17 protein-coding genes are annotated in these 22,739 nt (G+C 69.4%); 10 read left to right on the top strand and 7 right to left on the bottom strand.

All coding sequences use genetic code 11. The annotated features are described in order from the left end of the window. Positions 1 to 148 precede the first annotated feature (148 nt). Positions 149 to 1,657 (bottom strand): 30S ribosomal protein S1, encoded by a 1,509-nt coding sequence (rpsA, locus tag AC07DO_RS05710; RefSeq protein WP_150183547.1) that lies wholly within the window; start codon positions 1,655 to 1,657, stop codon positions 149 to 151. A 227-nt stretch (positions 1,658 to 1,884) separates the two neighbouring features. Between rpsA and AC07DO_RS05705 the strand changes: the two genes are divergently transcribed. Further along, entirely contained in the window at positions 1,885 to 2,835 is a 951-nt protein-coding gene (locus tag AC07DO_RS05705; RefSeq protein ID WP_479057325.1) for a class I SAM-dependent methyltransferase, read from the top strand. 4 nt (positions 2,836 to 2,839) lie between these two features. Next, complete coding sequence (hrpB, locus tag AC07DO_RS05700) at positions 2,840 to 5,389, top strand: ATP-dependent helicase HrpB (RefSeq protein ID WP_479057324.1); 2,550 nt, start codon at positions 2,840 to 2,842, stop codon at positions 5,387 to 5,389. On the opposite strand, the gene pgfA is transcribed toward hrpB, so the two are convergent. The 5 genes from pgfA to polA all read right to left on the bottom strand — a co-directional run bounded on the left by pgfA (position 5,386) and on the right by polA (position 12,726). Then, a complete protein-coding gene (gene pgfA / locus AC07DO_RS05695; RefSeq protein WP_479057323.1) occupies positions 5,386 to 6,384 on the bottom strand; it encodes a cell envelope lipid trafficking protein PgfA in 999 nt (332 codons plus the stop codon). The genes hrpB and pgfA overlap by 4 nt on opposite strands. Positions 6,385 to 6,404: 20 nt before the next feature. Further along, the gene (locus tag AC07DO_RS05690) at positions 6,405 to 6,539 is read right to left on the bottom strand and encodes an SPW_0924 family protein (RefSeq protein ID WP_150166643.1); all 135 of its coding nucleotides are present in this window, start codon (positions 6,537 to 6,539) and stop codon (positions 6,405 to 6,407) included. A gap of 174 nt (positions 6,540 to 6,713) precedes the next feature. Further along, positions 6,714 to 8,462, bottom strand: a complete 1,749-nt coding sequence (locus AC07DO_RS05685; RefSeq protein ID WP_479057322.1) for a lytic transglycosylase domain-containing protein — start codon at positions 8,460 to 8,462, stop codon at positions 6,714 to 6,716. Between the two features lie 219 nt (positions 8,463 to 8,681). Continuing rightward, complete coding sequence (locus AC07DO_RS05680; RefSeq protein ID WP_479057321.1) at positions 8,682 to 9,647, bottom strand: serine hydrolase; 966 nt, start codon at positions 9,645 to 9,647, stop codon at positions 8,682 to 8,684. 325 nt (positions 9,648 to 9,972) lie between these two features. Beyond that, entirely contained in the window at positions 9,973 to 12,726 is a 2,754-nt protein-coding gene (gene polA, locus AC07DO_RS05675) for a DNA polymerase I (RefSeq protein ID WP_479057319.1), read from the bottom strand. 124 nt (positions 12,727 to 12,850) lie between these two features. On the opposite strand from polA, the gene AC07DO_RS05670 reads away from it, so the two are divergent. The 3 genes from AC07DO_RS05670 (at position 12,851) to AC07DO_RS05660 (ending at position 16,110) form a co-directional block, all read left to right on the top strand. Next, the gene (locus AC07DO_RS05670) at positions 12,851 to 15,130 is read left to right on the top strand and encodes an FdhF/YdeP family oxidoreductase (RefSeq protein WP_479057317.1); all 2,280 of its coding nucleotides are present in this window, start codon (positions 12,851 to 12,853) and stop codon (positions 15,128 to 15,130) included. A 49-nt stretch (positions 15,131 to 15,179) separates the two neighbouring features. Next, positions 15,180 to 15,647 carry a PaaI family thioesterase gene (locus tag AC07DO_RS05665; RefSeq protein WP_479057316.1) on the top strand — a complete coding sequence of 156 codons (468 nt, stop codon included), beginning with the start codon at positions 15,180 to 15,182 and terminating at the stop codon, positions 15,645 to 15,647. A gap of 79 nt (positions 15,648 to 15,726) precedes the next feature. Then, positions 15,727 to 16,110 carry a hypothetical protein gene (locus AC07DO_RS05660; protein WP_479057314.1) on the top strand — a complete coding sequence of 128 codons (384 nt, stop codon included), beginning with the start codon at positions 15,727 to 15,729 and terminating at the stop codon, positions 16,108 to 16,110. A gap of 148 nt (positions 16,111 to 16,258) precedes the next feature. On the opposite strand, the gene AC07DO_RS05655 is transcribed toward AC07DO_RS05660, so the two are convergent. Next, a complete protein-coding gene (locus AC07DO_RS05655; protein ID WP_479057312.1) occupies positions 16,259 to 16,462 on the bottom strand; it encodes a hypothetical protein in 204 nt (67 codons plus the stop codon). A gap of 523 nt (positions 16,463 to 16,985) precedes the next feature. Here AC07DO_RS05655 and AC07DO_RS05650 point away from each other — a divergent pair. The 5 genes from AC07DO_RS05650 (at position 16,986) to AC07DO_RS05630 (ending at position 22,662) form a co-directional block, all read left to right on the top strand. Further along, a complete protein-coding gene (locus AC07DO_RS05650) occupies positions 16,986 to 18,236 on the top strand; it encodes a branched-chain amino acid ABC transporter substrate-binding protein (protein WP_479057311.1) in 1,251 nt (416 codons plus the stop codon). A gap of 102 nt (positions 18,237 to 18,338) precedes the next feature. After that, entirely contained in the window at positions 18,339 to 19,268 is a 930-nt protein-coding gene (locus tag AC07DO_RS05645; protein ID WP_479057309.1) for a branched-chain amino acid ABC transporter permease, read from the top strand. A 5-nt stretch (positions 19,269 to 19,273) separates the two neighbouring features. Then, the gene (locus tag AC07DO_RS05640) at positions 19,274 to 21,121 is read left to right on the top strand and encodes a branched-chain amino acid ABC transporter permease (RefSeq protein WP_479057307.1); all 1,848 of its coding nucleotides are present in this window, start codon (positions 19,274 to 19,276) and stop codon (positions 21,119 to 21,121) included. Positions 21,122 to 21,124: 3 nt separating this feature from the next. Beyond that, positions 21,125 to 21,949, top strand: coding sequence for an ABC transporter ATP-binding protein (locus AC07DO_RS05635; protein WP_479057305.1), 825 nt, complete (start codon positions 21,125 to 21,127; stop codon positions 21,947 to 21,949). Next, a complete protein-coding gene (locus tag AC07DO_RS05630) occupies positions 21,946 to 22,662 on the top strand; it encodes an ABC transporter ATP-binding protein (protein ID WP_479057303.1) in 717 nt (238 codons plus the stop codon). Before AC07DO_RS05635 ends, AC07DO_RS05630 begins: the two co-directional genes overlap by 4 nt. The last annotated feature ends 77 nt before the right edge of the window (positions 22,663 to 22,739 follow it).

Raw genomic sequence — 22,739 nt, 5'->3', positions numbered from 1 at the left:
ACCCACCTTCGTAACGGCATACTGCTTCGTAGCGGCACGCATCTTCGTAACGGCACGCATCTTCGTGACGGCAAACGAAACGGGCCCGCATCCCCCCGAAGGGGAACGCGGGCCCGCAGCGTCACTCAGCTACGCCCGGGGGCGAGACTCAGCTCTGGCCACCGGCGAGCTTCTCACGCAGCGCGGCGAGCGCCTCGTCGGAAGCAAGGGCGCCGGAGTTGTCGTCCGACTCCGAGGAGTACGAACCGCCGCCGCCGGTACCGGCGGACGGGGCCGCGCCGGCCGGAGCCGCCGCACCCTCGGCCTCGGCCTGGGCGTCCGCCTCGCGGGACTTGATGACCTGAGCCTGGTGCTGCTCGAAGCGCTGCTGCGCCTCGGCGTACTGGCCCTCCCAAGCCTCACGCTGGGTCTCGAAGCCCTCGAGCCAGTCGTTCGTCTCGGGGTCGAAGCCCTCGGGGTAGATGTAGTTGCCCTGGTCGTCGTAGGACGCGGCCATGCCGTACAGGGTCGGGTCGAACTCGACGGCCGACGGGTCGGCACCGAAGGACTCGTTGGCCTGCTTCAGCGACAGCGAGATCCGGCGACGCTCGAGGTCGATGTCGATGACCTTGACGAAGATCTCGTCGTTGACCTGGACGACCTGCTCCGGGATCTCCACGTGGCGCTCGGCCAGCTCGGAGATGTGGACCAGGCCCTCGATGCCCTCGTCGACGCGCACGAACGCACCGAACGGAACGAGCTTGGTGACCTTACCGGGAACAACCTGCCCGATCTGGTGCGTGCGGGCGAACTGCTGCCACGGGTCTTCCTGCGTCGCCTTGAGCGACAGGGAGACACGCTCGCGGTCCATGTCCACGTCGAGAACCTCGACGGTGACTTCCTGGCCGACCTCGACAACCTCGGAGGGGTGGTCGATGTGCTTCCAGGAGAGCTCGGACACGTGGACGAGACCGTCGACGCCACCGAGGTCCACGAACGCACCGAAGTTGACGATCGAGGAAACGACGCCGGAGCGGACCTGGCCCTTCTGCAGGGTCGTGAGGAAGGTCTGGCGGACCTCGCTCTGGGTCTGCTCGAGCCAGGCACGGCGGGACAGGACCACGTTGTTGCGGTTCTTGTCCAGCTCGATGATCTTGGCCTCGAGCTCCTTGCCCACGTAGGGCTGGAGGTCGCGGACGCGGCGCATCTCGACGAGGGAGGCCGGAAGGAAGCCACGGAGGCCGATGTCGAGGATGAGACCACCCTTGACGACCTCGATGACGGTACCGGTGACGATGCCGTCTTCTTCCTTGATCTTCTCGATCGTGCCCCAGGCACGCTCGTACTGAGCGCGCTTCTTGGACAGGATCAGACGGCCTTCCTTGTCCTCCTTCTGGAGAACCAGGGCCTCGATCTCGTCACCGACGGCGACGACCTCGTTCGGGTCGACGTCGTGCTTGATGGAGAGCTCGCGGCTGGGGATGACGCCTTCGGTCTTGTAACCGATGTCGAGCAGGACCTCGTCCCGGTCGACCTTCACGATGACGCCGTCGACGATGTCGCCGTCGTTGAAGTACTTGATCGTCTCGTCGATCGCGGCGAGGAAGGCTTCCTCGTTACCGATGTCGTTGACCGCTACCTGCGGGGTGGTGGCGGTGGTCTCGGTGCTGCTCGTCATGTGGGTTAGGGCTCCGGTACGGACATTGAAGTCGTAGGTACTGCAACGCCGGAGCCGATTTCGCACTCTGTAGAAGCCGGACAGCCTTGGAAGCGCGACTTCCGCGGAACGGAAGGCGCCTCGAGAACCGAGGGGACATACAACAGACACGAGCGCAGCCTGCTATGTCTGAGGAGCGCAGGCTCGCAGCGCAACTTGTAGCATACGGGGGCAGCCGGACAGGGTCAATGCGCGAAGGCGCACACCCGGGGCGGATCGCCGCATACCCGGCACAAAACCTGTCGCATGAGGCCACACGGGCCGTACCGCGCCCCCTTCGCGACGAGGTTCGACGGAAGACACGGAAGAGTACGACGATGGAGCCGATCATCCAAGAATCCGAGCTGCCCGAACCCGAGGCCACCCGGCGTGACGCGAACGTCACGGAGAGCAGCAGCGCCAACCGCGGCTGGTGGGACCGGAATGCCGACGAGTACCAGATCGAGCACGGCACGTTCCTCGGGGACGATCGCTTCGTGTGGGGTCCCGAAGGACTCGACGAGGTGGAGGCGGAGCTGCTCGGTCCGCCCGAGGAGCTCAAGGGCAAGGACGTCCTGGAGATCGGTGCCGGCGCCGCCCAGTGCTCGCGCTGGCTGGTCTCGCAGGGCGCGAGGCCGGTCGCGCTCGACCTCTCCCACCGCCAGCTCCAGCACGCGCTGCGGATCGGCGGAAACGTTCCCTTGGTGCAGGCCGACGCCGGGGTGCTCCCCTTCAAGGACGACTCCTTCGACCTGGCCTGCTCCGCTTATGGAGCGCTGCCTTTCGTCGCGGATCCCGTGCTCGTCCTCAAGGAGGTGCGGCGCGTGCTGCGGCCCGGCGGCCGCTTCGTCTTCTCCGCGACGCACCCCATCCGCTGGGCGTTCCCGGACGAGCCGGGTCCGGAGGGCCTCTCCGTAGCGGCCTCCTATTTCGACCGCACTCCCTATGTGGAGCAGGACGAACAGGGCAACGCCGTCTATGTGGAGCACCACAGGACGATCGGCGACCGGGTGCGGGACGTCGTGGCCGCCGGGTTCCGGCTCGTCGACATCGTGGAGCCGGAGTGGCCCGCCTGGAACACGCAGGAGTGGGGCGGCTGGTCCCCGCTGCGCGGAAACCTGATCCCGGGGACGGCGATCTACGTCTGCGTACGAGACTGAGTACGTGATCGGTCTCCGTAACGAAGCGCTGGACCTGCCGGTACGCGACGCGCTGCCCGCCCTCCGTTCCGCTCTGGAGGGGCCGGGCAGCGCCGTGCTGTGCGCCCCGCCGGGGACGGGCAAGACGACGCTGGTGCCGCTGGACCTGGCCGGGCTGCTCGATGCCTCGCGGGGGTCACGTCGCGTCTTCGTCGCCGAGCCGAGGCGGATCGCCGCGCGGGCGGCCGCCCGGCGGATGGCGTGGCTGCTCGGCGAGAAGGTGGGCGACAGCGTCGGCTACACCGTGCGCGGTGAGCGCGTGGTGGGCCCGCACACGCGCGTGGAGGTCGTCACGACCGGCGTCCTGCTGCAGCGGCTCCAGCGGGACCAGGAGCTGGCGGGCGTCGACGTGGTCATCCTCGACGAGTGCCACGAGCGGCATCTGGACGCGGACACCGTGGCGGCGTTCCTGGTGGACGTGCGGGCGGCGCTGCGGCCCGAGCTGCGTCTGGTGGCGGCGTCCGCGACGACCGACGCGGAGGGCTGGGCCCGGCTCCTCGGCGACGCGCCCGTGGTGGAGGCGCGCGGGACCGCTCACCCCGTAGAAGTGGTCTGGGCGCCGCCGCCGCGCGCGGTGCGGCCGCCGCACGGGATGCGGGTGGATCCCGCGCTGCTGTCCCATGTGGCGTCGGTGGTGCGTCGGGCGCTGGCCGAGCGGGACGGGGACGTCCTGTGTTTCCTTCCCGGGGTCGGTGAGATCGCGCGGGTCGCCGGACAGCTGACGGGCCTCGGCGGTGTGGAGGTGCTGCAGGTGCACGGGCGGGCGCCCGCGGCGGTGCAGGACGCGGTGCTCGCCGGGTCGGCGGGCCGGCGCGTGGTGCTGGCCACGTCGGTGGCGGAGTCGTCGCTGACGGTGCCCGGGGTGCGGGTGGTGGTGGATTCGGGGCTGGCGCGGGAGCCGCGGGTGGATCACGCGCGCGGGCTGAGCGCGCTGACGACGGTGCGAGCCTCGCAGGCGGCGGGGCGGCAGCGGGCGGGGCGTGCCGGGCGTGAGGCGCCGGGGGCCGTGTACCGGTGCTGGGCCGAGGCGGAGGACGGGCGCCTGCCGCGTTTTCCCGCGCCGGAGATCAAGGTGGCCGACCTCGCGGCGTTCGCGTTGCAGGCGGCGTGCTGGGGCGATCCCGACGCCTCCGGGCTCGCGCTCCTCGATCCCCCGCCGGGCGGCGCGATGGCGGCGGCCCGTGAGGTCCTCGCGGCGGTCGGTGCGGTCGACGCGGGCACGGGACGGGCGACGGAGCGGGGGACGCGGATGTCGCGGGTGGGGCTGCACCCCCGCCTTGCGCGGGCCCTCCTCGACGCGGCGCCGCGGGTCGGTGCCCGGCGTGCGGCGGAGGCGGTGGCGCTGCTGAGCGAGGAGCCGCCGCGCGAGTACGGCGACGATCTGGCGGGCGCGTGGCGGGCGGCGCGCGCCGGCAAGGACGCGTACGGGTCGCGGTGGCGGACCGAGGCGAGGCGCCTCGCGTCGTCGGCTTCCGGCGGGCCTGCCAAGGGGGACGGGAGCGACGAGTACGTGGCCGGTCTGGTGGCCGCGCTCGCGTTTCCGGAGCGGGTGGCCCGGAGCGTGGGCGGCGGGACGTATCTGATGGCGGGCGGGACCCGGGCCGAGGTCCGGCAGGGCTCCGCGCTGTCGGGGGCGCGGTGGCTCGCGGTGGCCGTGGCCGACCGTCCGGTGGGTGCGGGCCACGCGCGCGTGCTCCTGGCCGGGCACGTCGACGAGGACGTGGCGCGTGACGCGGCAGCCCCCCTGTACTTCGAGGGTGACGAGGTGGCGTGGAGCGGCGGTGACGTCGTGGCGCGGCACGTGGAGCGGCTCGGCGCGGTGGAGCTCGCGGTGCGCCCCTTGAAGGAGTCCGCTCCCCGGCTGGTGCGGGAGGCGCTGCTCGCCGGGCTGCGGGAGGAGGGGACGGGGCTCCTGAAGTGGTCCCGGGGTGCGCGGGAGCTGCGGGAGCGGCTCGCGTTCCTGCACCGGCACCTCGGGGCGCCCTGGCCCGGCGTATCGGAGGACGCGCTCCACGCGCGCGTGGACGAGTGGCTGGAGCCGGAGCTCTCCAGGGCCCGGCGCCGGACCGACCTGGCGAGGATCGACGCCGGGCAGGCGCTGGCGCGGCTGCTGCCGTGGGCGACGGGCGAGGCGACGCGCCTCGACGAACTCGCCCCCGAGCGCCTGGGGGTGCCGAGCGGGTCCAGGATCCGGATCGACTACTCCGACCCCGAACAGCCGGTGCTCGCGGTCAAGCTGCAGGAGATGTTCGGCCTCGCCGAGACCCCGCGCATCGCGGACGGCACGGTCCCCGTGGTCGTCCACCTCCTGTCCCCGGCCGGGCGCCCCGCGGCCGTCACCGCCGACCTGGCCTCCTTCTGGCAGTCCGGGTATCGCGCGGTCCGCGCCGACCTGCGCGGCCGTTACCCGAAGCATCCGTGGCCTGAGGACCCGGCGACGGCCGAGCCGACCCGCTACACCAAGGCCCGGCAGGCCGCGCGGGGCTCCGAACAGCGTTCCGGGGACGGGCCCTAGGCGTTGACGGGCTCCGGTTCCGGGTCGCTCTCCGCCGTGGGGGCCGGGTCGCCGGGCCTGCGGCTGCGGGCCTCCAGCCAGAGGGAGAGGGCCAGCAGGAGGATGCCGAGGCCGAGGAGGCCCCAGGGGAGGTACGAGGTCAGCAGGAGGACGAGGACGCGCTGGGACGTGACCAGGTCGACGGTGTCCTTGATGTAGTCCTCGCGCATCTTCACGTGCCCGGAGAAGACGGTGACCTTGTCGCGGCCGCCGAGGAGGGTGCCGCCGCGGAGTTCGTTGTTCTGTATCTCCTCTCCGTAGACGGGCGCTCCGGTGGTGGGTTCGACCCAGAACTTGCGGACGGTGGTGTACCAGCGGGTGGTGCCCGTCTTGGCGAGGGACTCCGGAGTGATGCCTTTGACGGGCATCGTCTTCGGGAAGGGCACTTCGGTCCAGGGGATGGTCTGCTCGAAGTAGTAGACCTTCAGGCCGCGGAAGTTCTGGGTGCCCTTGTAGTGGATGGGGCGGGTGATGCGGGCCTGCGCGTCGAAGTACTCGTAGTCCCGCTTCTCGGTCAGGAAGGGCCACTTGAACTCGATGCCCTCGCGTTTGACGGGGTCCCCGTCGACCGCTTCTCCCGTGGCGTGGACGGGTTCCTGACTGTGTGCGTCGAAGATGTACCGCTCGGGGATCTTGGAGACCATCTTGCCGTCGGCGTCCTGGACGTAGGAGAGGGCGTCCCAGACCACGACGTCGCGGTCCGCCGTCTTCTCGATCTTCTCGGAGGCCTCGACGTTGCCCTTGAGGGTCTGGACGATGGTGACCTTGTCGATCTTCTTGGCCTTCATGGAGCCGTAGTCGATGAGGGTCGGGTCGTCCGCCTCCAGGACGGCCTCCTGGTACTGGCTCGGCGGGATCTTCGCGAGCCGCGGGAAGGCGTACCAGCGCATGAGCGGGGACATGGCCGTGCAGAACACGGCGAAGGCGAGCAGGACGAGGCTGGCCTTGCGGCGCATCGCGGCGGCCCTCCCTACGTCTATGGGTGCTTGGGGACAGTGGTGAGGAGCGGCTCGGGGGACGTCTCGCCCGGTGGGGCGCCGATCGCCGTGATGGTCAGGACCAGTGCGAGCGCGGCGGCGAGACCTGCGGCGGCGGCGATGAGAGCGCGCATGCGGGGCCTCCCGATTCGGCGTACGGCCGGAACTGATAGGTCGTCAGGCCGGGCACCGTAGCAACGGACGGGCGAGATGAGAACACGTTGCACAACACAGGACCGCCCCTCCGCCGGGGTGGCGGAGGGGCGGTCCTGTGGAGTCGCGGGGCGGGCCCGAGCGGCCCGTCCGGATCAGGCGCCGGGAGAAGCGCTCGTGGAGGCGCTCGGGGACGCGCTCGGCGAGGCGCCGGCCGAGTCCGACGGCGACGGCGTCGCGTCGGGCTCCGGCGCGGTCACCTTCAGCTCGACGGTCAGCGTGGCACCGCCCTCCGTGACGATGCGCAGGAGGTACGTGCCGGCCGCGTCGTCCGCGTACATCCGCGGGAGCTTCAGCACGCCGTTCGCGCCGGTCTTCAGGCCCGTCAGGGTGCGGACCGGCTTGCCGTCCGCGCCCTTGAAGTACGGGCCCTTGTCGTTGGCGGACGCGTCCGTCGCCGACTTGATCATCGTGGCGGTCACCGCGACGCCGTCCGCGACCTTGCCCCGGTGCGTCGCCCTGACCTCGACCCGCTCCGCGAACTCCTTGCCCGGCTCGCAGACCAGCGGCTTGTCGCCGGTCCTGGCGAGCGCGTCGGCGACGCGGGCGACGGTCTGCGCCTCGAAGTCGACTCGGGACGCCGCCCGGCCGGGAACCCGGGCCTGCACGACGAACTTGCCGGCCTTCTGCCCCGCTTCGAGCACCGGCGCGGTGGCCTTGCCCTGGGAGTTCGTGGTGACGGTGACGCCCCGCACGCCTCCCTCGAAGCGGGCGTCCGTGTCGCCGGACACGGTGAACCGCACCTTCACCTTGGGCACGAAATCGCCCGACTTGCTCAGGGCGCGCACCGCGACGCGCTCGCTGAAGGCGTTGCCCGTCTTCGCGACGAGGTCGCCCGTCCCGGCGTTCGCCAGCTCGTCGACGTCCGCGGGCGTGGGCTTCTGCGAACCGCCGTTGCCCGGCGGCTTCGGCTTGGAGCTGCCGCCGTTGTTCCCCGGCTTGTCGTTGCCGGAGCCCGGCCGCGGCTTCGGCTTGGACGACGGCGAGTTCGACGGTGTCGGGTCCGGACGCAGGCCCGGGAAACGAGTGTCGCTGCGGTCGTCCGGCAGGACACCCTGGCCGTCGGGAACCTCGTGGGTGCCCTTGCGGTAGTACTCCAGCCACGACAGGACCGTGTTCAGGTACTCCGTCGACCGGTTGTAGCTCAGGATCGCCTTGTGCAGGTCGGCCTCGACGGACAGGTCACGGCCGCCCGCGCACAGGTAGCGGCCCGCGGCGAGCGCCGCGTCGTAGATGTTGTTGGGGTCCTTCTGGCCGTCGCCGTTGCCGTCCTGGCCCCAGGTCGCCCACGTCGACGGAATGAACTGCATCGGGCCGACCGCACGGTCGTGCGTGGTGTCGTTGTCGTACGCGCCCTTGTCCGTGTCGGTGATCTTCGCGAAGCCGTTGCCGTTCAGGGGCGGGCCGAGGATCGGCTTGGTCGTCGTGCCGTTCGCGTCGACGCGGCCGCCGCGGGCCTGGCCGGACTCCACCTTGCCGATGGCGGCGAGGAGTTGCCAGGGCAGGTTGCAGCCGGGCTTGTCCTTGTTGAGGGCCGCCTCGGCCTTCTTGTACGCGTCGAGGACCGTGGCGGGAACGCCCGCCTCGTCCTCCTTGTCCCCGCCGTTCGGGGCGGTCGGCGGGACGGGGCTCTTCAGGGGCGGCAGGTCGGTGAAGTAAGGGGAGTCGCCGGTCGCGGAATCACCGGACGGCGGCGGGGTGTCGGCCGCGCCTGCCGCCGGCCCCTCGCGCCCCACGTCCGTCACGCCCGGTGCCTGCGACGCGGCGAGGGCCGCCACCGCCGCCGCGGCCACCGCGGCGGTCACCGTTCCTCTGCGCAGTCGCCTGCCGATTACCGGCGCCATGACCGAGCCACCCCTCCCCATTGACGACTGTTGCGCGTCGCCCCACCCCCGGTGCACGCTTCATCTGCGGCAGCGCAGCGGTCCTGCGCGGACACGCTTGCCTTCGTACGCGCGTGCTCTCAGTGGGTCGACTCAGCCGACACTACGACAACTTCACGCGCCCAGGCACCCGTTCGTGCCCGGTTTTTACCGGTTGGACGGGCCGCCGCGACAGGTCTGTTACGCAGCGGGGTCCCCGGGCTCCCCCTCCGGCGGCACCGAGCCGTCAGGAACCTCACTGATCTCGCTCTCCGGAGTCAGCCCCTGCCCCGGAGCACGCCCCTTGTTGAGCCCCCGGTGGACGGCCTGCGCGATGCGCTCGACGGTCCGCACGCCGTACGCCATCGACGGGTTCCCGTGGCTGAGCACGACGATCCGGTACGTCCGTCCTTCGCCCTTGAACACACCGACGCTGTGCACGCGCCAGCCGAGGGTGGCGCGGGGCAGCCAGCCGTTCTTGAGGTGGGCGCGGACGCCGCGCGGCATACCGGCGGGTACTCCCCAGCGCTGGTCGCGCCGTACGTCGGCCATCTGTCGCAGGCCGTATGCGCGCGCCCGCCGCTTCAGTACGTCACGTGCGTGACCAGCCCCCGTCAGCACGCCGAGGAGCCGCATCTGGTCGGCGGCGGTGGTCCGGGTCAGGCCCCAACGTCCGTACGGGCCGAGCGTGATGGCCGTCGTGCCGACGCGACGCAGGAAACGCGAGAGGTAGGGGTGGCCGAGGTCGTTCCAGAGCCGGCCCGCCGCGTTGTTGTCCGACGAGGTGATCATGGGACGGATGCGGCGGCGTTCCCACGCGGTGAGGTTGCGGCTCCACTCCTGCGCGCGGCGCAGCGCGGCCTCCATCATCAGGACCTTGGTGACGCTCGCCGCGTCGTAGCGCCGCTCCTCCGCGAGGTGGCAGGCGAGGCCGGTGCGGGTGTCGTGGACGGCGACGGAGACGCTGCCCGCCCTGGACGACAGCGCCGCCCGGATGTCCTTGGACATCCGGGCGGCGAGGGCACGGTCCTGGCCCGCCGTGCAGAGGGCGGCACTGCCCTGCTGGGGCCGGCTGGCCTCGGCGGCGGTTACGGGTATGGGGGCCAGCAGGGCCGTCGTGAGCGCCGCGGCGAAGGCTGCGCGGCAGTTCCGCAGGTGAGAAGCCATGCGGTCATCCTGACCCGGGGGGTCGAGGGGGGCGCCTCCTTGGGGGCCACGTGGGTGAGGTGCGTTCATGACCGCGGGCCCGTCGTGGCTGGTCGCGCAGTTCCCCGCGCCCCTGGGCAGACCACCTGGGAGTCACGGTACGTCCCCGCGCACCTGAGTGGACGCGGGAGGAGCGTGTGGCCTCCGGGTGGACGAGTCAGGGGCGCGGGGAACTGCGCGACCAGCCACCGCGGCCCCGCACCCGAACCCACACCCCCCGCGGAGCGGCCCCGCACCTTCCCGGATCCCCGCCCGGGAGGGCAGCCCGCTCCCCGGCCCGGGAGGGCTAGTGCGCCGCGGATTCCCAGTCCGGGCCAACCCCCACCGAGACGTCCAACGGCGCTCGAAGCGACACCGCGCCCGCCATCTCCCTGCGGACCAGCTCCTCCACCCGCGCCCGCTCGCCCGGCGCGATCTCCAGAACGATTTCGTCGTGGACCTGGAGCAGCATGCGGGAGTCGAGCTTCGCGTCCGTGAGGGCCCCGTGGACGTTCAGCATCGCGATCTTGACGATGTCCGCCGCCGTGCCCTGGATCGGCGCGTTCAGAGCCATCCGCTCGGCCATCTCGCGGCGCTGGCGGTTGTCGCTGTTGAGGTCGGGCAGGTACCGCCGGCGACCGAGCATCGTCTCCGTGTAACCCGTGGCGCGGGCCTCGTCGACCGCGCGGCGGAGGTAGTCACGTACCCCGCCGAACCGCTCGAAGTACGTGTCCATCAGCGCGCGTGCCTCGCCCGCCTCGATGTTCAGCTGCTGGGACAGACCGAACGCGGACAAGCCGTACGCCAAGCCGTACGACATCGCCTTGATCTTGCGCCGCATCTCCGCGTCGACGGCCGAGCCGTCCACACCGAACACCTGGGAGGCGACGGTCGTGTGCAGGTCCTCGCCGGAGGAGAACGCCTCCAGGAGGCCCTCGTCCTCGGAGAGGTGCGCCATCACCCGCAGTTCGATCTGGCTGTAGTCCGCGGTCATGAGGGACTCGAAGCCCTCGCCGACCACGAAGCCGCGACGGATCGCCCGGCCCTCGTCCGTGCGGACGGGAATGTTCTGCAGGTTCGGGTCCGTGGAGGAGAGCCGGCCCGTCGCCGCCACCGTCTGGTTGAACGTGGTGTGGATGCGGCCGTCCGCAGCGGTCGTCTTGATCAGGCCCTCGACCGTGACGCGCAGCTTCGCCTGCTCGCGGTGGCGCAGCATGATGACCGGCAGTTCGTTCTCGGTCTGCGCCGCGAGCCACGCCAGCGCGTCCGCGTCCGTGGTGTACCCGGTCTTCGTCTTCTTCGTCTTGGGGAGGTTCAGCTCGCCGAAGAGGACCTCCTGGAGCTGCTTGGGCGAGCCCAGGTTGAACTCGTGGCCCGCCGCCGCGTGTGCCTCCTTCACGGCCTGCTGCACCGCGCCCGCGAACTGCTGCTCCATAGCCTGCAGATGCTCGCGGTCCGCCGCGATGCCGTGCCGCTCCAGGCGGGCGAGGAGCGCGGACGTCGGCAGCTCGATGTCCGCGAGGAGATCGCTCGCGCCGACCTCCGTCAGCTTCTCGCCGAAAGCGGTACCGAGGTCGAGGATGGTGCGGGCCTGCGACATCAGGGAGTCGGCCTCGGCCCGGTCGTCCTCCTCCGTACCGAAGGCGAGCTGCCCGTCGGCCGCGGAGGCGGGCGCCAGCTCACGGCCCAGGTACTCCAGGGACAGCGCGTCCAGCGCGAAGGAGCGACGGCCGGGCTTCACCAGATACGCGGCGAGAGCCGTGTCCATGGTGACGCCCGCCACCGTCCACCCGTGCTCGGGAAAGACCCGCATGACGGCCTTGGCGTTGTGCAGGACCTTCGGCTTGGTCGGGTCGGCGATCCACGCGGCGAACGCGTTCTCGTCGGCCTCGTCCAGCGTCGCCGGGTCGAACCAGGCGGCCGCTCCCCCGGCCGCGGCGAGCGCGACCTCGGTGACCGTGCCCGTGCCGAGCTGCCAGGTGTCGACCGTGGCGAGCCCCAGGACCGCCTTGCCGTGCTCCGCCAGCCACGGCGCCAGCTCACCCGTGCCGAGCACCGACCCGTCCAGCTCCACACCCGGCTCGGCCGGGGCCTGCTCGGCCTCCTCCACACCCGGGTCGACGGCGAGCAGCCGCTCCCGCAGCGACGGGTTGCGGATCTCCAGGGTGTCCAGGACCATCGCCAGCGCCGTACGGTCGTACGGGGCGCGCTCCAAGTCCGCGACCGTCTTGGGCAGTTCGACGTCACGCACCATCTCGGTCAGGAGACGGTTCAGCTTGACCGACTCCAGGTGGTCGCGGAAGTTCTGCCCCGCCTTGCCCTTGACCTCCTCGGCACGCTCGACGAGGTCGGCGAACGAACCGAACTGGTTGATCCACTTCGCGGCGGTCTTCTCACCGACACCGGGGATGCCGGGCAGATTGTCCGACGGGTCACCGCGCAGCGCGGCGAAGTCGGGATACTGGCTCGGCGACAGCCCGTACTTCTCCTGGACCTTCTCCGGCGTGAAGCGCGTCAGCTCCGAGACGCCCTTCGTCGGATACAGCACCGTCACGTGGTCGGTGATCAGCTGGAACGAGTCACGGTCACCCGTGACGATCAGCACGTCAAAACCGGCCGCCTCCGCCTGCGTGGCCAGCGTGGCGATCACGTCGTCCGCCTCGAAGCCGTCGACCGCGAAACGCACCGCGTGCATCGCGTCGAGCATCTCGCCGATCAGCTCGACCTGCCCCTTGAACTCGTCCGGGGTCTTGGAACGGTTCGCCTTGTACTCCGGGAACTCCGTGGAACGCCACGTCTTGCGCGACACGTCGAACGCCACCGCGAAGTGCGTGGGCGCCTCGTCGCGCAGCGTGTTCGCCAGCATCGACGCGAAGCCGTAGATCGCGTTCGTCGGCTGGCCCGTCGCGGTCGTGAAATTCTCCGCGGGCAGCGCGAAGAACGCCCGGTACGCCAAGGAGTGCCCATCCATGAGCATCAGGAGCGGGCGCCGCTCACCACCGGCCTGCCCGCCCTTGGCCGCCACGGTCTCGGACTTCTTCTTCGATGCTGTTTCTGCCACGCCCCCGATCCTGCCACGCCCCACTGACACTCCGGCTCCACCGAACCCCGACCCCCGGCATTGTCACCGGTGCGTGGGAGGATCGGAGACGTAGCTCACGTACGTGCTCGAAGGGGAGCCGACCATGGCAAGCAAGCCGCCCAAGGGCGATCCGGTCCAGGACGCGCCGCAGGTCGCCGAGGTCCAGCACGCGGCCGCCGGCCTTCCCGCCATCGGTCACACGCTGCGCATGGCACAGCAGCAGATGGGCGTGCGCCGCACCGCGCTCACCCTGCTCCGTGTCAACCAGAAGGACGGCTTCGACTGCCCCGGCTGCGCCTGGCCGGAGCCGGACCACCGGCACAAGGCGGAGTTCTGCGAGAACGGCGCGAAGGCCGTCGCCGAGGAAGCCACCCTGCGCCGCGTCACCCCCGACTTCTTCGCCGCACACCCCGTCGCGGACCTCGCCACCCGCAGTGGGTACTGGCTGGGCCAGCAGGGCCGCCTCACCCACCCCATGTACCTGGCGGAGGGCGCCGAGCGGTACGAGCCGGTGTCCTGGGACCGCGCCTTCGACATCGTCGCGGAGGAGATCGCCGCGCTGGACTCCCCCGACGAGTCCGTCTTCTACACCTCCGGCAGGACCAGCAACGAAGCCGCGTTCCTGTACCAGCTGTTCGCCCGTGAGCTCGGCACGAACAACCTCCCCGACTGCTCGAACATGTGCCACGAGTCGTCCGGCTCCGCACTCACCGAGACCATCGGCATCGGCAAGGGCAGCGTCCTCCTGGAGGACCTCTACAAATCAGACCTGATCATCGTCGCCGGGCAGAACCCGGGCACGAACCACCCGCGCATGCTCTCCGCCCTGGAGAAGGCGAAGAACAACGGCGCGAAGATCATCACGGTCAACCCGCTGCCCGAAGCGGGCATGGAGCGGTTCAAGAACCCGCAGACCCCACAGGGCATGCTCAAGGGCACCGCCCTCACCGACCTCTTCCTGCAGATCCGCCTCGGCGGCGACCAAGCCCTCTTCCGCCTCCTCAACAAGCTCATCCTGGAGACCGAGGGCGCCGTCGACGAAGAGTTCGTCCGCGAGCACACCCACGGCTACGAGGACTTCGTCACCGCCACCCGGGACGCCGACTGGGACGACACACTCCGCGCCACCGGCCTCGACCGCGAACGCATCGAGGAAGCGCTGCGCATGGTCCTCGCCTCCCGGCGCACCGTCGTCTGCTGGGCGATGGGCCTCACCCAGCACAAACACTCCGTACCGACCATCCGCGAAGTCGTCAACTTCCTGCTGCTGCGCGGCAACATCGGCCGCCCCGGCGCCGGCGTCTGCCCCGTGCGCGGCCACTCCAACGTGCAGGGCGACCGCACCATGGGCATCTTCGAACGCCCCGCGCCCGCCTTCCTCGACGCCCTGGAGAAGGAGTTCGGCTTCGCGCCGCCCCGCCACCACGGCCTCGACGTCGTCCGCGCCATCCGCGCCCTGCGAGACGGCGACGCGAAGGTCTTCTTCGCCATGGGCGGCAACTTCGTCTCCGCCTCCCCCGACACCGACGTCACCGAAGCGGCGATGCGCCGCGCCCGCCTCACCGTGCACGTCTCCACGAAACTCAACCGCTCGCACGTCGTCACCGGCGCGCGCGCCCTGATCCTGCCCACACTCGGCCGCACCGAACGCGACCTCCAGAAAAGCGGCGAGCAGGTCGTGACCGTCGAGGACTCCATGGGCATGGTCCACGCCTCACGCGGCCGCCTGGAACCCGCGAGCAAGCAGCTCCTCTCCGAGCCCGCCATCGTGTGCCGCCTCGCACGCCGCGTACTCGGCGAGACGTCCCGCACACCGTGGGAGGAGTTCGAGAAGGACTACGCCACCGTCCGCGACCGCATCGCCCGCGTGATCCCCGGCTTCGACGACTTCAACGCGAAGATCGCCCACCCGGGCGGCTTCGCCCTGCCCCACGCACCCCGCGACGAACGCCGCTTCCCCACCGCCACCGGCAAGGCCAACTTCACGGCCGCCCCCGTCGAATACCCGGCCGTCCCGAAGGGACGGCTGCTGCTCCAGACCATCCGCTCCCACGACCAGTACAACACCACGATCTACGGCCTCGACGACCGCTACCGCGGCATCAAGAACGGCCGCCGCGTCGTCCTCGTCCACCCCGAGGACGCGGCCGAGCTCGGCCTCGCCGACGGAACGTACACCGACCTCGTCAGCGAGTGGCAGGACGGCGTGGAGCGCCGCGCCCCCGGCTTCCGCGTCGTGCACTACCCGACGGCACGCGGCTGCGCCGCCGCGTACTACCCCGAGACCAACGTCCTGGTGCCCCTGGACGCCACCGCGGACACCAGCAACACCCCTGCCAGCAAGTCCGTCGTCGTCCGCCTGGAACAATCGGCCGTCGACTGAGCGTTCGCTCAGTCGACAAGCGCGACGACGAACGAACGGAGCCGGGCCCATGGGTGAGCAGCACAGCGTGAAGTTCCCGCAGGAAGTCCTCGACGAGTACGCGTCGCTCGGGGTCGACCTGCCCTCCCTGTTCTCGGCCGGGCACCTCGGCACCCGCATGGGCGTGCAGATCCTGGAGGCCTCGGCGGAGCGCGTCGTCGGCACGATGCCGGTCGAGGGCAACACCCAGCCGTACGGACTGCTGCACGGCGGCGCGTCCGCGGTGCTCGCGGAGACCCTCGGCTCGGTCGGCGCGATGCTCCACGGCGGCGCGCACAAACTGGCCGTCGGCGTCGACCTGAACTGCACACACCACCGCGGCGCCCGCTCCGGCCTGGTCACCGGTGTCGCGACGCCCGTGCACCGGGGCCGCTCCACGGCGACGTACGAGATCGCCATCACCGACGAGCACGACAAGCGGGTGTGCACCGCACGCCTGACGTGCATGCTGCGGGACGCGGAGAGCGCCGCGGGCTGACCCTTCACGAGGGGCCTGGACGAGGGATATCAAGGGCCTGCGCATTGTCGGAGCGGCGGCTTCGGTCTAGCGTCGCTTCATGAGGCACCGGATATCGCTCTGTGCGCTCGTCCTCGCCACCCTCACCGCCATCGCCGGATGCAATGGTTCCGGATCCGACGAACCGGATGCGGCCCGCAGCCCCTCCCAGGGCTCCACGTCCCCCGCCGACCTGTGCACCACGATCATCACCAAGTGGGCGCGGAAGATCTACGACGCGGGGGACAGGACCTACGGCGACTACCAGTCGATGGGCCTGTCGAACGGGCAGTACCTCATCCTGCGCGACATCCTCGACGCCGCGCGCGCCGAGCGCAGCCGTGGAAACACGTCCGCGGGGCGGGAGTTGCTCGCCCGGCAGGCCCGTGAACGGTGCGCGGAGCGGCACCGCGACGGCGGGCCGAGCGGCGGGCCGTGGACGTGATGGCCATCGGACCGGTCGAGCCGGGCGAGGACACCTACGACCACGAGTCCGCACCACCTCGCAGCGCCCGGCCGGGCCCCTTCCGGTTCCGCCGCACCGCCTTCGCCGCCGCCACCGCCGCGATCATCGGCGCCGCCGCGATCGGCTTCTACGTGACGCGACCGGAACCGCCACCCCCGCCGCCCCAGCCGTGGCCGTCACAGAGCGTCTCCGTGACGTACGAGGGCGACATGTCGCGCCCCCGTGCCGGGGCCCGTACGTTCACCTTCGCCGTCGCGTTCGCGCAGGAGTCGGGACCGCCCACGACCGTCCGGCGGGTCGGCCAGCCGTCCGCGGCCCTTTCGGTCAGCACGTCTCCTCTCGCCCCTTTCGAGGTCAAATCGGGATCACCCCGGAAGTTGATCATTACGATGCACATTCGCGAATGCGGAGAAGTGCCCCGGAATGCGGGACTCCCTTTCCTGGAAGTAACACTGCGTAATGTGCGCGCAAACGAGAAGCAGAGTTACATCCTGGGTCCGGAATACGCGAATGATCTTTCCGCCGCCCTGACGGCCGCATGCCCACGAACACCGCTGTCATGAGTCAAACCGCAAGACAGTCCTGCAAGTTGCCCTGGGGATTCTCAGCATGCGGATACGTCTAGATCCACCGAACAAGGCCATATTCAGCCCCAACCGCCCCCCGCGTTCCAGCCCGGAATACTCCGTGGCATAACAAGAGCGTCACAGCCTTGGTCCGACCACTCCACCAAGAACAAAGGCGCCCTTAGAGTCACGGCCAGTCACCGCGCCCACCGGATTCCTGTCAGTTCGGTTCCGCGCTCGACTCGGCATCCCAACAAGGGACAGCCGTGCCAGGGGAAAGGACTGATCGTGCGTCAACGTTCGCTCATAGCCATCACCGCTGCACTCACCGCGGGGGCTCTCACCCTCACCGCCTGTGGCTCGCGCGACGACAAGGACGACGGAGACGAAGCAGGTGGCGGCACCACCGTGGTCATCGGCGTCGACGCGCCACTGACCGGCGAACTCTCCGCGCTGGGCCTCGGCATCCGCAACTCCGTCGACCTCGCCACCAAACAGGCCAACGCCAAGAAGTACGTCGACGGCGTCACGTTCAAGATCGAAGCCCTCGACGACCAGGGCCAGCCCTCGTCCGGCCAGACCAACGCCACCAAACTCGTCGCCGACAAGGACGTCCTCGGCGCCGTCGGCCCCCTGAACTCCTCCGTCGCCGAATCCATGCAGAAGGTCTTCGACGACGCCAAACTCGTCCAGGTCTCCCCCGCCAACACCAACCCCGCCCTCACCCAGGGCCCGGACTGGAACGGCGGCGAGAAGGCACGCCCCTACAAGTCCTACTTCCGCACCGCCACCACCGACGCCATCCAAGGCCCCTTCGCCGCCCAGTACCTGTACAACAAGGCCAAGAAGAAGAAGGTCTTCGTCGTCGACGACAAGAAGACCTACGGCGCCGGACTCGCCGCCACCTTCAAGGACGAGTTCACCAAACTCGGCGGCAAGGTCGTCGGAACCGAACACATCAACCCCGACACCAAGGACTTCGGCGCCGTCGCCACCAAGATCCGCAACTCCGACGCGGACCTCGTCTACTACGGCGGCGAATACCCCCAGGCCGGACCCCTCAGCAAGCAGATGAAGCAAGCCGGATCCAAAGCCCCCCTCGTCGGCGGCGACGGCATCTACAGCGCCGACTTCATCAAACTCTCCGGCAAACAGGGCGTCGGCGACTACGCCACCTCCGTCGGCCAACCCGTCGAAGAACTCCCCTCCGCCAAAGAGTTCATCGCCAACTACAAGAAAGCCGGCTTCAAAGAAGCCTACGAAGCCTACGGCGGCTACTCCTACGACAGCGCCTGGGCCATCATCGAAGCCGTCAAGAAGGTCGTCGACGACAACGACGGCAAACTCCCCGACGACGCCCGCACCAAGGTCATCGACGCCATGAAGGACGTCTCCTTCGACGGGGTCACCGGCAAGGTCTCCTTCGACGAATACGGCGACGCCACCAACAAGCAGCTCACCGTCTACCAGGTCAAGACCACCGACCCCAAGAGCGGCTGGAAGCCCGTCGAGTCCGGCACCTACACCGGGAGCAACTGACCCCCCGGCCCGTAGCCCACACGACAACCCCCGCGCGGGGCGCCGCAGACAAGCGCCCCGCGCGGCGTCGCATCCGTCGCACGAAAGACTCGGAGGACTGCGGTGCACGAACTGCCGCAACAGCTGGTCAACGGCCTGCTACTGGGATCCATGTACGGCCTCATCGCCATCGGCTACACAATGGTCTACGGCATCGTCCAGCTCATCAACTTCGCCCACGGCGAGATCTTCATGACCGGCGGATTCGGCGCCCTCACCGTCTGGCTCTGGCTCCCCGCCGGCACCAGCGTCTGGGCCGCCCTCCCCCTCATGCTCATAGGCGCCATCTTCGTCTCCACCACCATCGCCATCGGCGCCGAACGCTTCGCCTACCGACCCCTGCGCGGAGCACCACGCCTCGCCCCACTCATCACCGCCATCGGCCTCTCCCTCGCCCTCCAACAAGCCGTCTGGGCCTGGTACCCCGAAGCCAAATCCGCCCGATCCTTCCCCGAACTCCCCGGCGGCTCCATCCACATCGGCTCCGTCACCATGCAACCCGGCGACGTCTTCCTCCTCATCACCGCCCCCATCTGCATGGTCGCCCTCGGCTGGTTCGTCATGAAGACCCGCATCGGACGCGGCATGCAAGCCACCGCCCAAGACCCCGACACCGCCAAACTCATGGGCATCAACACCGACCGCGTCATCGTCGTCGCCTTCGCCATCGGCGCCGCCTTCGCCGGCATCGCCGCCGTCGCCCGCGGACTCAAATACGGCCAGATCGACTTCCGCATGGGATTCATCCTCGGCCTCAAAGCCTTCACCGCAGCCGTACTCGGCGGCATCGGCAACATCTACGGCGCCATGATCGGCGGCCTCGTCCTCGGACTCGCCGAATCCATGGCCACCGCCTACATCAACGACGTACCCGGCATGGACAAGCTCGGCGGTCAGTCCTGGGCCGACGTCTGGGCGTTCGTACTCCTCATCGTCGTACTCCTCGTCAGGCCCCAAGGCCTCCTCGGCGAGCGCGTCGCGGACAGGGCGTGACACCAATGACCACACACACCACCCAGGCCGACAGCCCCCAGCCGCACAAGGAAAAGCCCCCCACCGGGCTCATCCCCATCCCCGTCGGCCCCGCCCGCGCCCTCACCACCGGCGGCGGCATCCTCACCATCATCTCCACCTTCATGGCCTGGACCTGGACCGCCAAATTCCCCGGTGACCTCACCGTCTACGGCTACCCCGGCGGCCTCCAAGTCCTCGTCCTCATCGCCGGCGCCCTCACCACACTCCTCGGACTCGCCTCCTACGGAGTAAAAGGCCTCCGCACCCTCGCCCCCGCCGGCACCGACGCCGCCCTCAAATACGCGACCATCGCCGCATTCACCACCGCCTGGTACACGATCTTCGCGATCAGCGACACACTCGGCGGCCTCGCCAACCTCGAACCCGGCGGCTGGGTCGCAGCCATCGCCACCCTCACCGCCCTCACCGGCGCCCTCGCCCTCCCCTTCACCCGACCCCACACCTACCCCGTCGACGAAGAAGACAGCACCTGGCAACAGTTCAAACACCGCTGCCGCAACGCCAGCACCATCGCCAAGGGCGCCTTCACCGCCGACACCACCCCAGCACCGGCCCGCAAACTCAACTCGTACCTCGAGATCCTGATCATCATCGCGGCCCTCGCCGTCGGCCTGCTCGTCTTCACCTACGGCATCGGCACCGAATACGACGAACTCTTCATCGGCTTCCTCCTCACCGTCGGCTTCTGCTTCGCCGCACTCGCCAAAGCCGGCCTCGTAGCGCAGGTGTCCACGTACACGGCACGCCACCGCAACGTCACCCTCACCGGCGCCTTCCTCGCCGCCGCCGCATTCCCCTTCACCCAAAGCGACGACCAATACGCCACCATCGGCGTCTACATCCTCATCTTCGCCACCGTCGCCCTCGGCCTCAACATCGTCGTCGGACTCGCAGGACTCCTCGACCTCGGATACGTCGCCTTCCTCGGCGTCGGCGCCTACGCCGCATCCATGGTCTCCGGATCGCCTTCGTCCCCCTTCGACATCCACCTCCCCTTCTGGGGAGCCATCCTCGTCGGCGCCGGCGCATCCCTCATATTCGGCGTCCTCATCGGCGCCCCCACACTCCGCCTCCGCGGCGACTACCTCGCCATCGTCACCCTCGGATTCGGCGAAATCTTCCGCCTCGCCGCCAACAACTCCGACGGCTCCTCCGGACCCGACATCACCAACGGATCCAACGGAATCTCCTCCATCCCCAACCTCAAAATCCTCGGCTTCGACTTCGGCGTCGAACACAGCATCCTCGGCCAGACCATCGGCCGCTTCGCCAACTACTTCTTCCTGATGCTGCTCATCACCCTCGTCGTCGTCCTCGTCTTCCGACGCAGCGAAAACTCACGCATCGGACGCGCCTGGGTCGCCATCCGCGAAGACGAAACCGCCGCACTCGCCATGGGCATCAACGGCTTCCGCGTCAAACTCATCGCCTTCGCCCTCGGCGCCTCACTCGCCGGACTCGCGGGTACGGTGCAGGCACACGTCACCTACACCGTGACGCCGGAGCAATACCAGTTCGCGAACTCCGTACCACCCAACTCCGCCTTCCTCCTGGCAGCCGTCGTCCTCGGCGGCATGGGCACCATCAGCGGACCCCTCGTCGGCGCCGCACTCCTCTACCTCATCCCCAACAAACTCCAATTCCTCGGCGACTACCAACTCTTCGCCTTCGGACTCGCACTCGTCCTCCTCATGCGCTTCCGCCCCGAAGGCCTCATCCCCAACCGCCGCCGCCAACTCGAATTCCACGAGGCCGAACTCAGCCCCGGCGAGACGCCGCCACCCGCAGCCCTCAGCAAGACAGGGGTCTGACCCATGACCACCGACACCACCCAAGAGGACCGCACCCCCGCCACCCCGACAGGCCGGCACATCCTCGACGCCCGCGGCGTCACCATGCGCTTCGGCGGCCTCACCGCCGTACGCTCCGTCGACCTCACCGTCGACAGCGGCGAAATCGTCGGCCTCATCGGCCCCAACGGCGCAGGCAAAACCACCTTCTTCAACTGCCTCACCGGCCTCTACATCCCCACCGAAGGCGAAGTCCGCTACAAAGGCGACATCCTCCCCGCCAAATCCTTCAAGGTCACCGCGGCAGGCATCGCCCGCACCTTCCAGAACATCCGCCTCTTCGCCAACATGACCGTCCTCGAAAACGTCCTCGTAGGACGCCACACCAGGACGAAGGAAGGCCTCTGGTCGGCTCTGCTCCGCGGCCCCGGCTTCCACAAGGCGGAGGCGGCCTCCAAGGCCCGAGCCATGGAACTCCTCGAATTCGTCGGCCTCGCCGACAAAGCCGAACACCTCTCGCGCAACCTCCCCTACGGAGAACAACGCAAGCTCGAAATCGCCCGAGCCCTCGCCAGCGAACCCGGCCTCCTCCTCCTCGACGAGCCCACCGCCGGCATGAACCCCCAAGAAACCCGCGCCACCGAAGAACTCGTCTTCGCCATCCGCGACATGGGCATCGCCGTCCTCGTCATCGAGCACGACATGCGCTTCATCTTCAACCTCTGCGACCGCGTCGCCGTCCTCGTCCAAGGCGAAAAACTCGTCGAAGGCACCAGCGAAACCGTGCAACAGGACGACCGCGTCATCGCCGCATACCTCGGCGAACCCTTCGAGGAGAACAACAAATGACCGCACTCCTTGAAGTCGAGGACCTCCGCGTCGCCTACGGCAAAATCGAAGCCGTCAAAGGCATCAGCTTCAAAGTCGACGCCGGAGAAGTCGTCACCCTGATCGGGACGAACGGCGCAGGCAAAACGACAACGCTCCGCACGCTGTCAGGCCTGCTGAAGCCGGTCGGCGGCTCCATCAAGTTCAACGGAAAGCCACTCCGCAAATACCGCGCCGACCAAATCGTCGCCCAGGGCCTCGCCCACTCCCCCGAAGGCCGCCACATCTTCCCCCGCATGACCATCGAGAACAACCTCCGCCTCGGCGCCTACCTCCGCTCCGACAAGGCGGGCATCGAAAAGGACATCAACCGCGCCTACGACCTCTTCCCCATCCTCGGAGAACGGAAGAAGCAAGCCGCGGGAACACTGTCCGGCGGCGAACAGCAGATGCTCGCCATGGGCCGCGCCCTGATGTCCCAGCCCAAGCTCCTCATGCTCGACGAACCCTCCATGGGCCTCTCGCCGATCATGATGCAGAAGATCATGGCGACGATCTCCGAGCTCAAGGCCAACGGCACGACGATTCTCCTGGTCGAGCAGAACGCGCAGGCCGCGCTCTCCCTCGCCGACCACGGCCACGTCATGGAAGTCGGCAAGATCGTCCTCTCCGGCACGGGAGGCGACCTCCTGCACGACGAGTCCGTGCGGAAGGCGTACCTGGGCGAGGACTGAGGCGCCCCCCCCTCGTACGACGAGGCCCGCACCCCGGTCTTGCCCGGGGGTGCGGGCCTCGTCGTACGCCTCTACCG

It is taken from the genome of Streptomyces sp. NPDC045678 (assembly GCF_056432085.1).
Note: the sequence above shows the minus strand (reverse complement) of the source record. Positions and strands in the feature narration are given on the sequence as shown.

Coding starts and splice junctions, on each gene's coding strand:
- rpsA (WP_150183547.1), bottom strand. CDS start 1,657: ATGACGAGCAGCACCGAGACCACCGCCACCACCCCGCAGGTAGCGGTC.
- AC07DO_RS05705 (WP_479057325.1), top strand. CDS start 1,885: ATGCGCGAAGGCGCACACCCGGGGCGGATCGCCGCATACCCGGCACAA.
- pgfA (WP_479057323.1), bottom strand. CDS start 6,384: ATGCGCCGCAAGGCCAGCCTCGTCCTGCTCGCCTTCGCCGTGTTCTGC.
- AC07DO_RS05690 (WP_150166643.1), bottom strand. CDS start 6,539: ATGCGCGCTCTCATCGCCGCCGCCGCAGGTCTCGCCGCCGCGCTCGCA.
- AC07DO_RS05685 (WP_479057322.1), bottom strand. CDS start 8,462: ATGGCGCCGGTAATCGGCAGGCGACTGCGCAGAGGAACGGTGACCGCC.
- AC07DO_RS05680 (WP_479057321.1), bottom strand. CDS start 9,647: ATGGCTTCTCACCTGCGGAACTGCCGCGCAGCCTTCGCCGCGGCGCTC.
- AC07DO_RS05670 (WP_479057317.1), top strand. CDS start 12,851: ATGGCAAGCAAGCCGCCCAAGGGCGATCCGGTCCAGGACGCGCCGCAG.
- AC07DO_RS05665 (WP_479057316.1), top strand. CDS start 15,180: ATGGGTGAGCAGCACAGCGTGAAGTTCCCGCAGGAAGTCCTCGACGAG.
- AC07DO_RS05660 (WP_479057314.1), top strand. CDS start 15,727: ATGAGGCACCGGATATCGCTCTGTGCGCTCGTCCTCGCCACCCTCACC.
- AC07DO_RS05640 (WP_479057307.1), top strand. CDS start 19,274: ATGACCACACACACCACCCAGGCCGACAGCCCCCAGCCGCACAAGGAA.
- AC07DO_RS05635 (WP_479057305.1), top strand. CDS start 21,125: ATGACCACCGACACCACCCAAGAGGACCGCACCCCCGCCACCCCGACA.
- AC07DO_RS05630 (WP_479057303.1), top strand. CDS start 21,946: ATGACCGCACTCCTTGAAGTCGAGGACCTCCGCGTCGCCTACGGCAAA.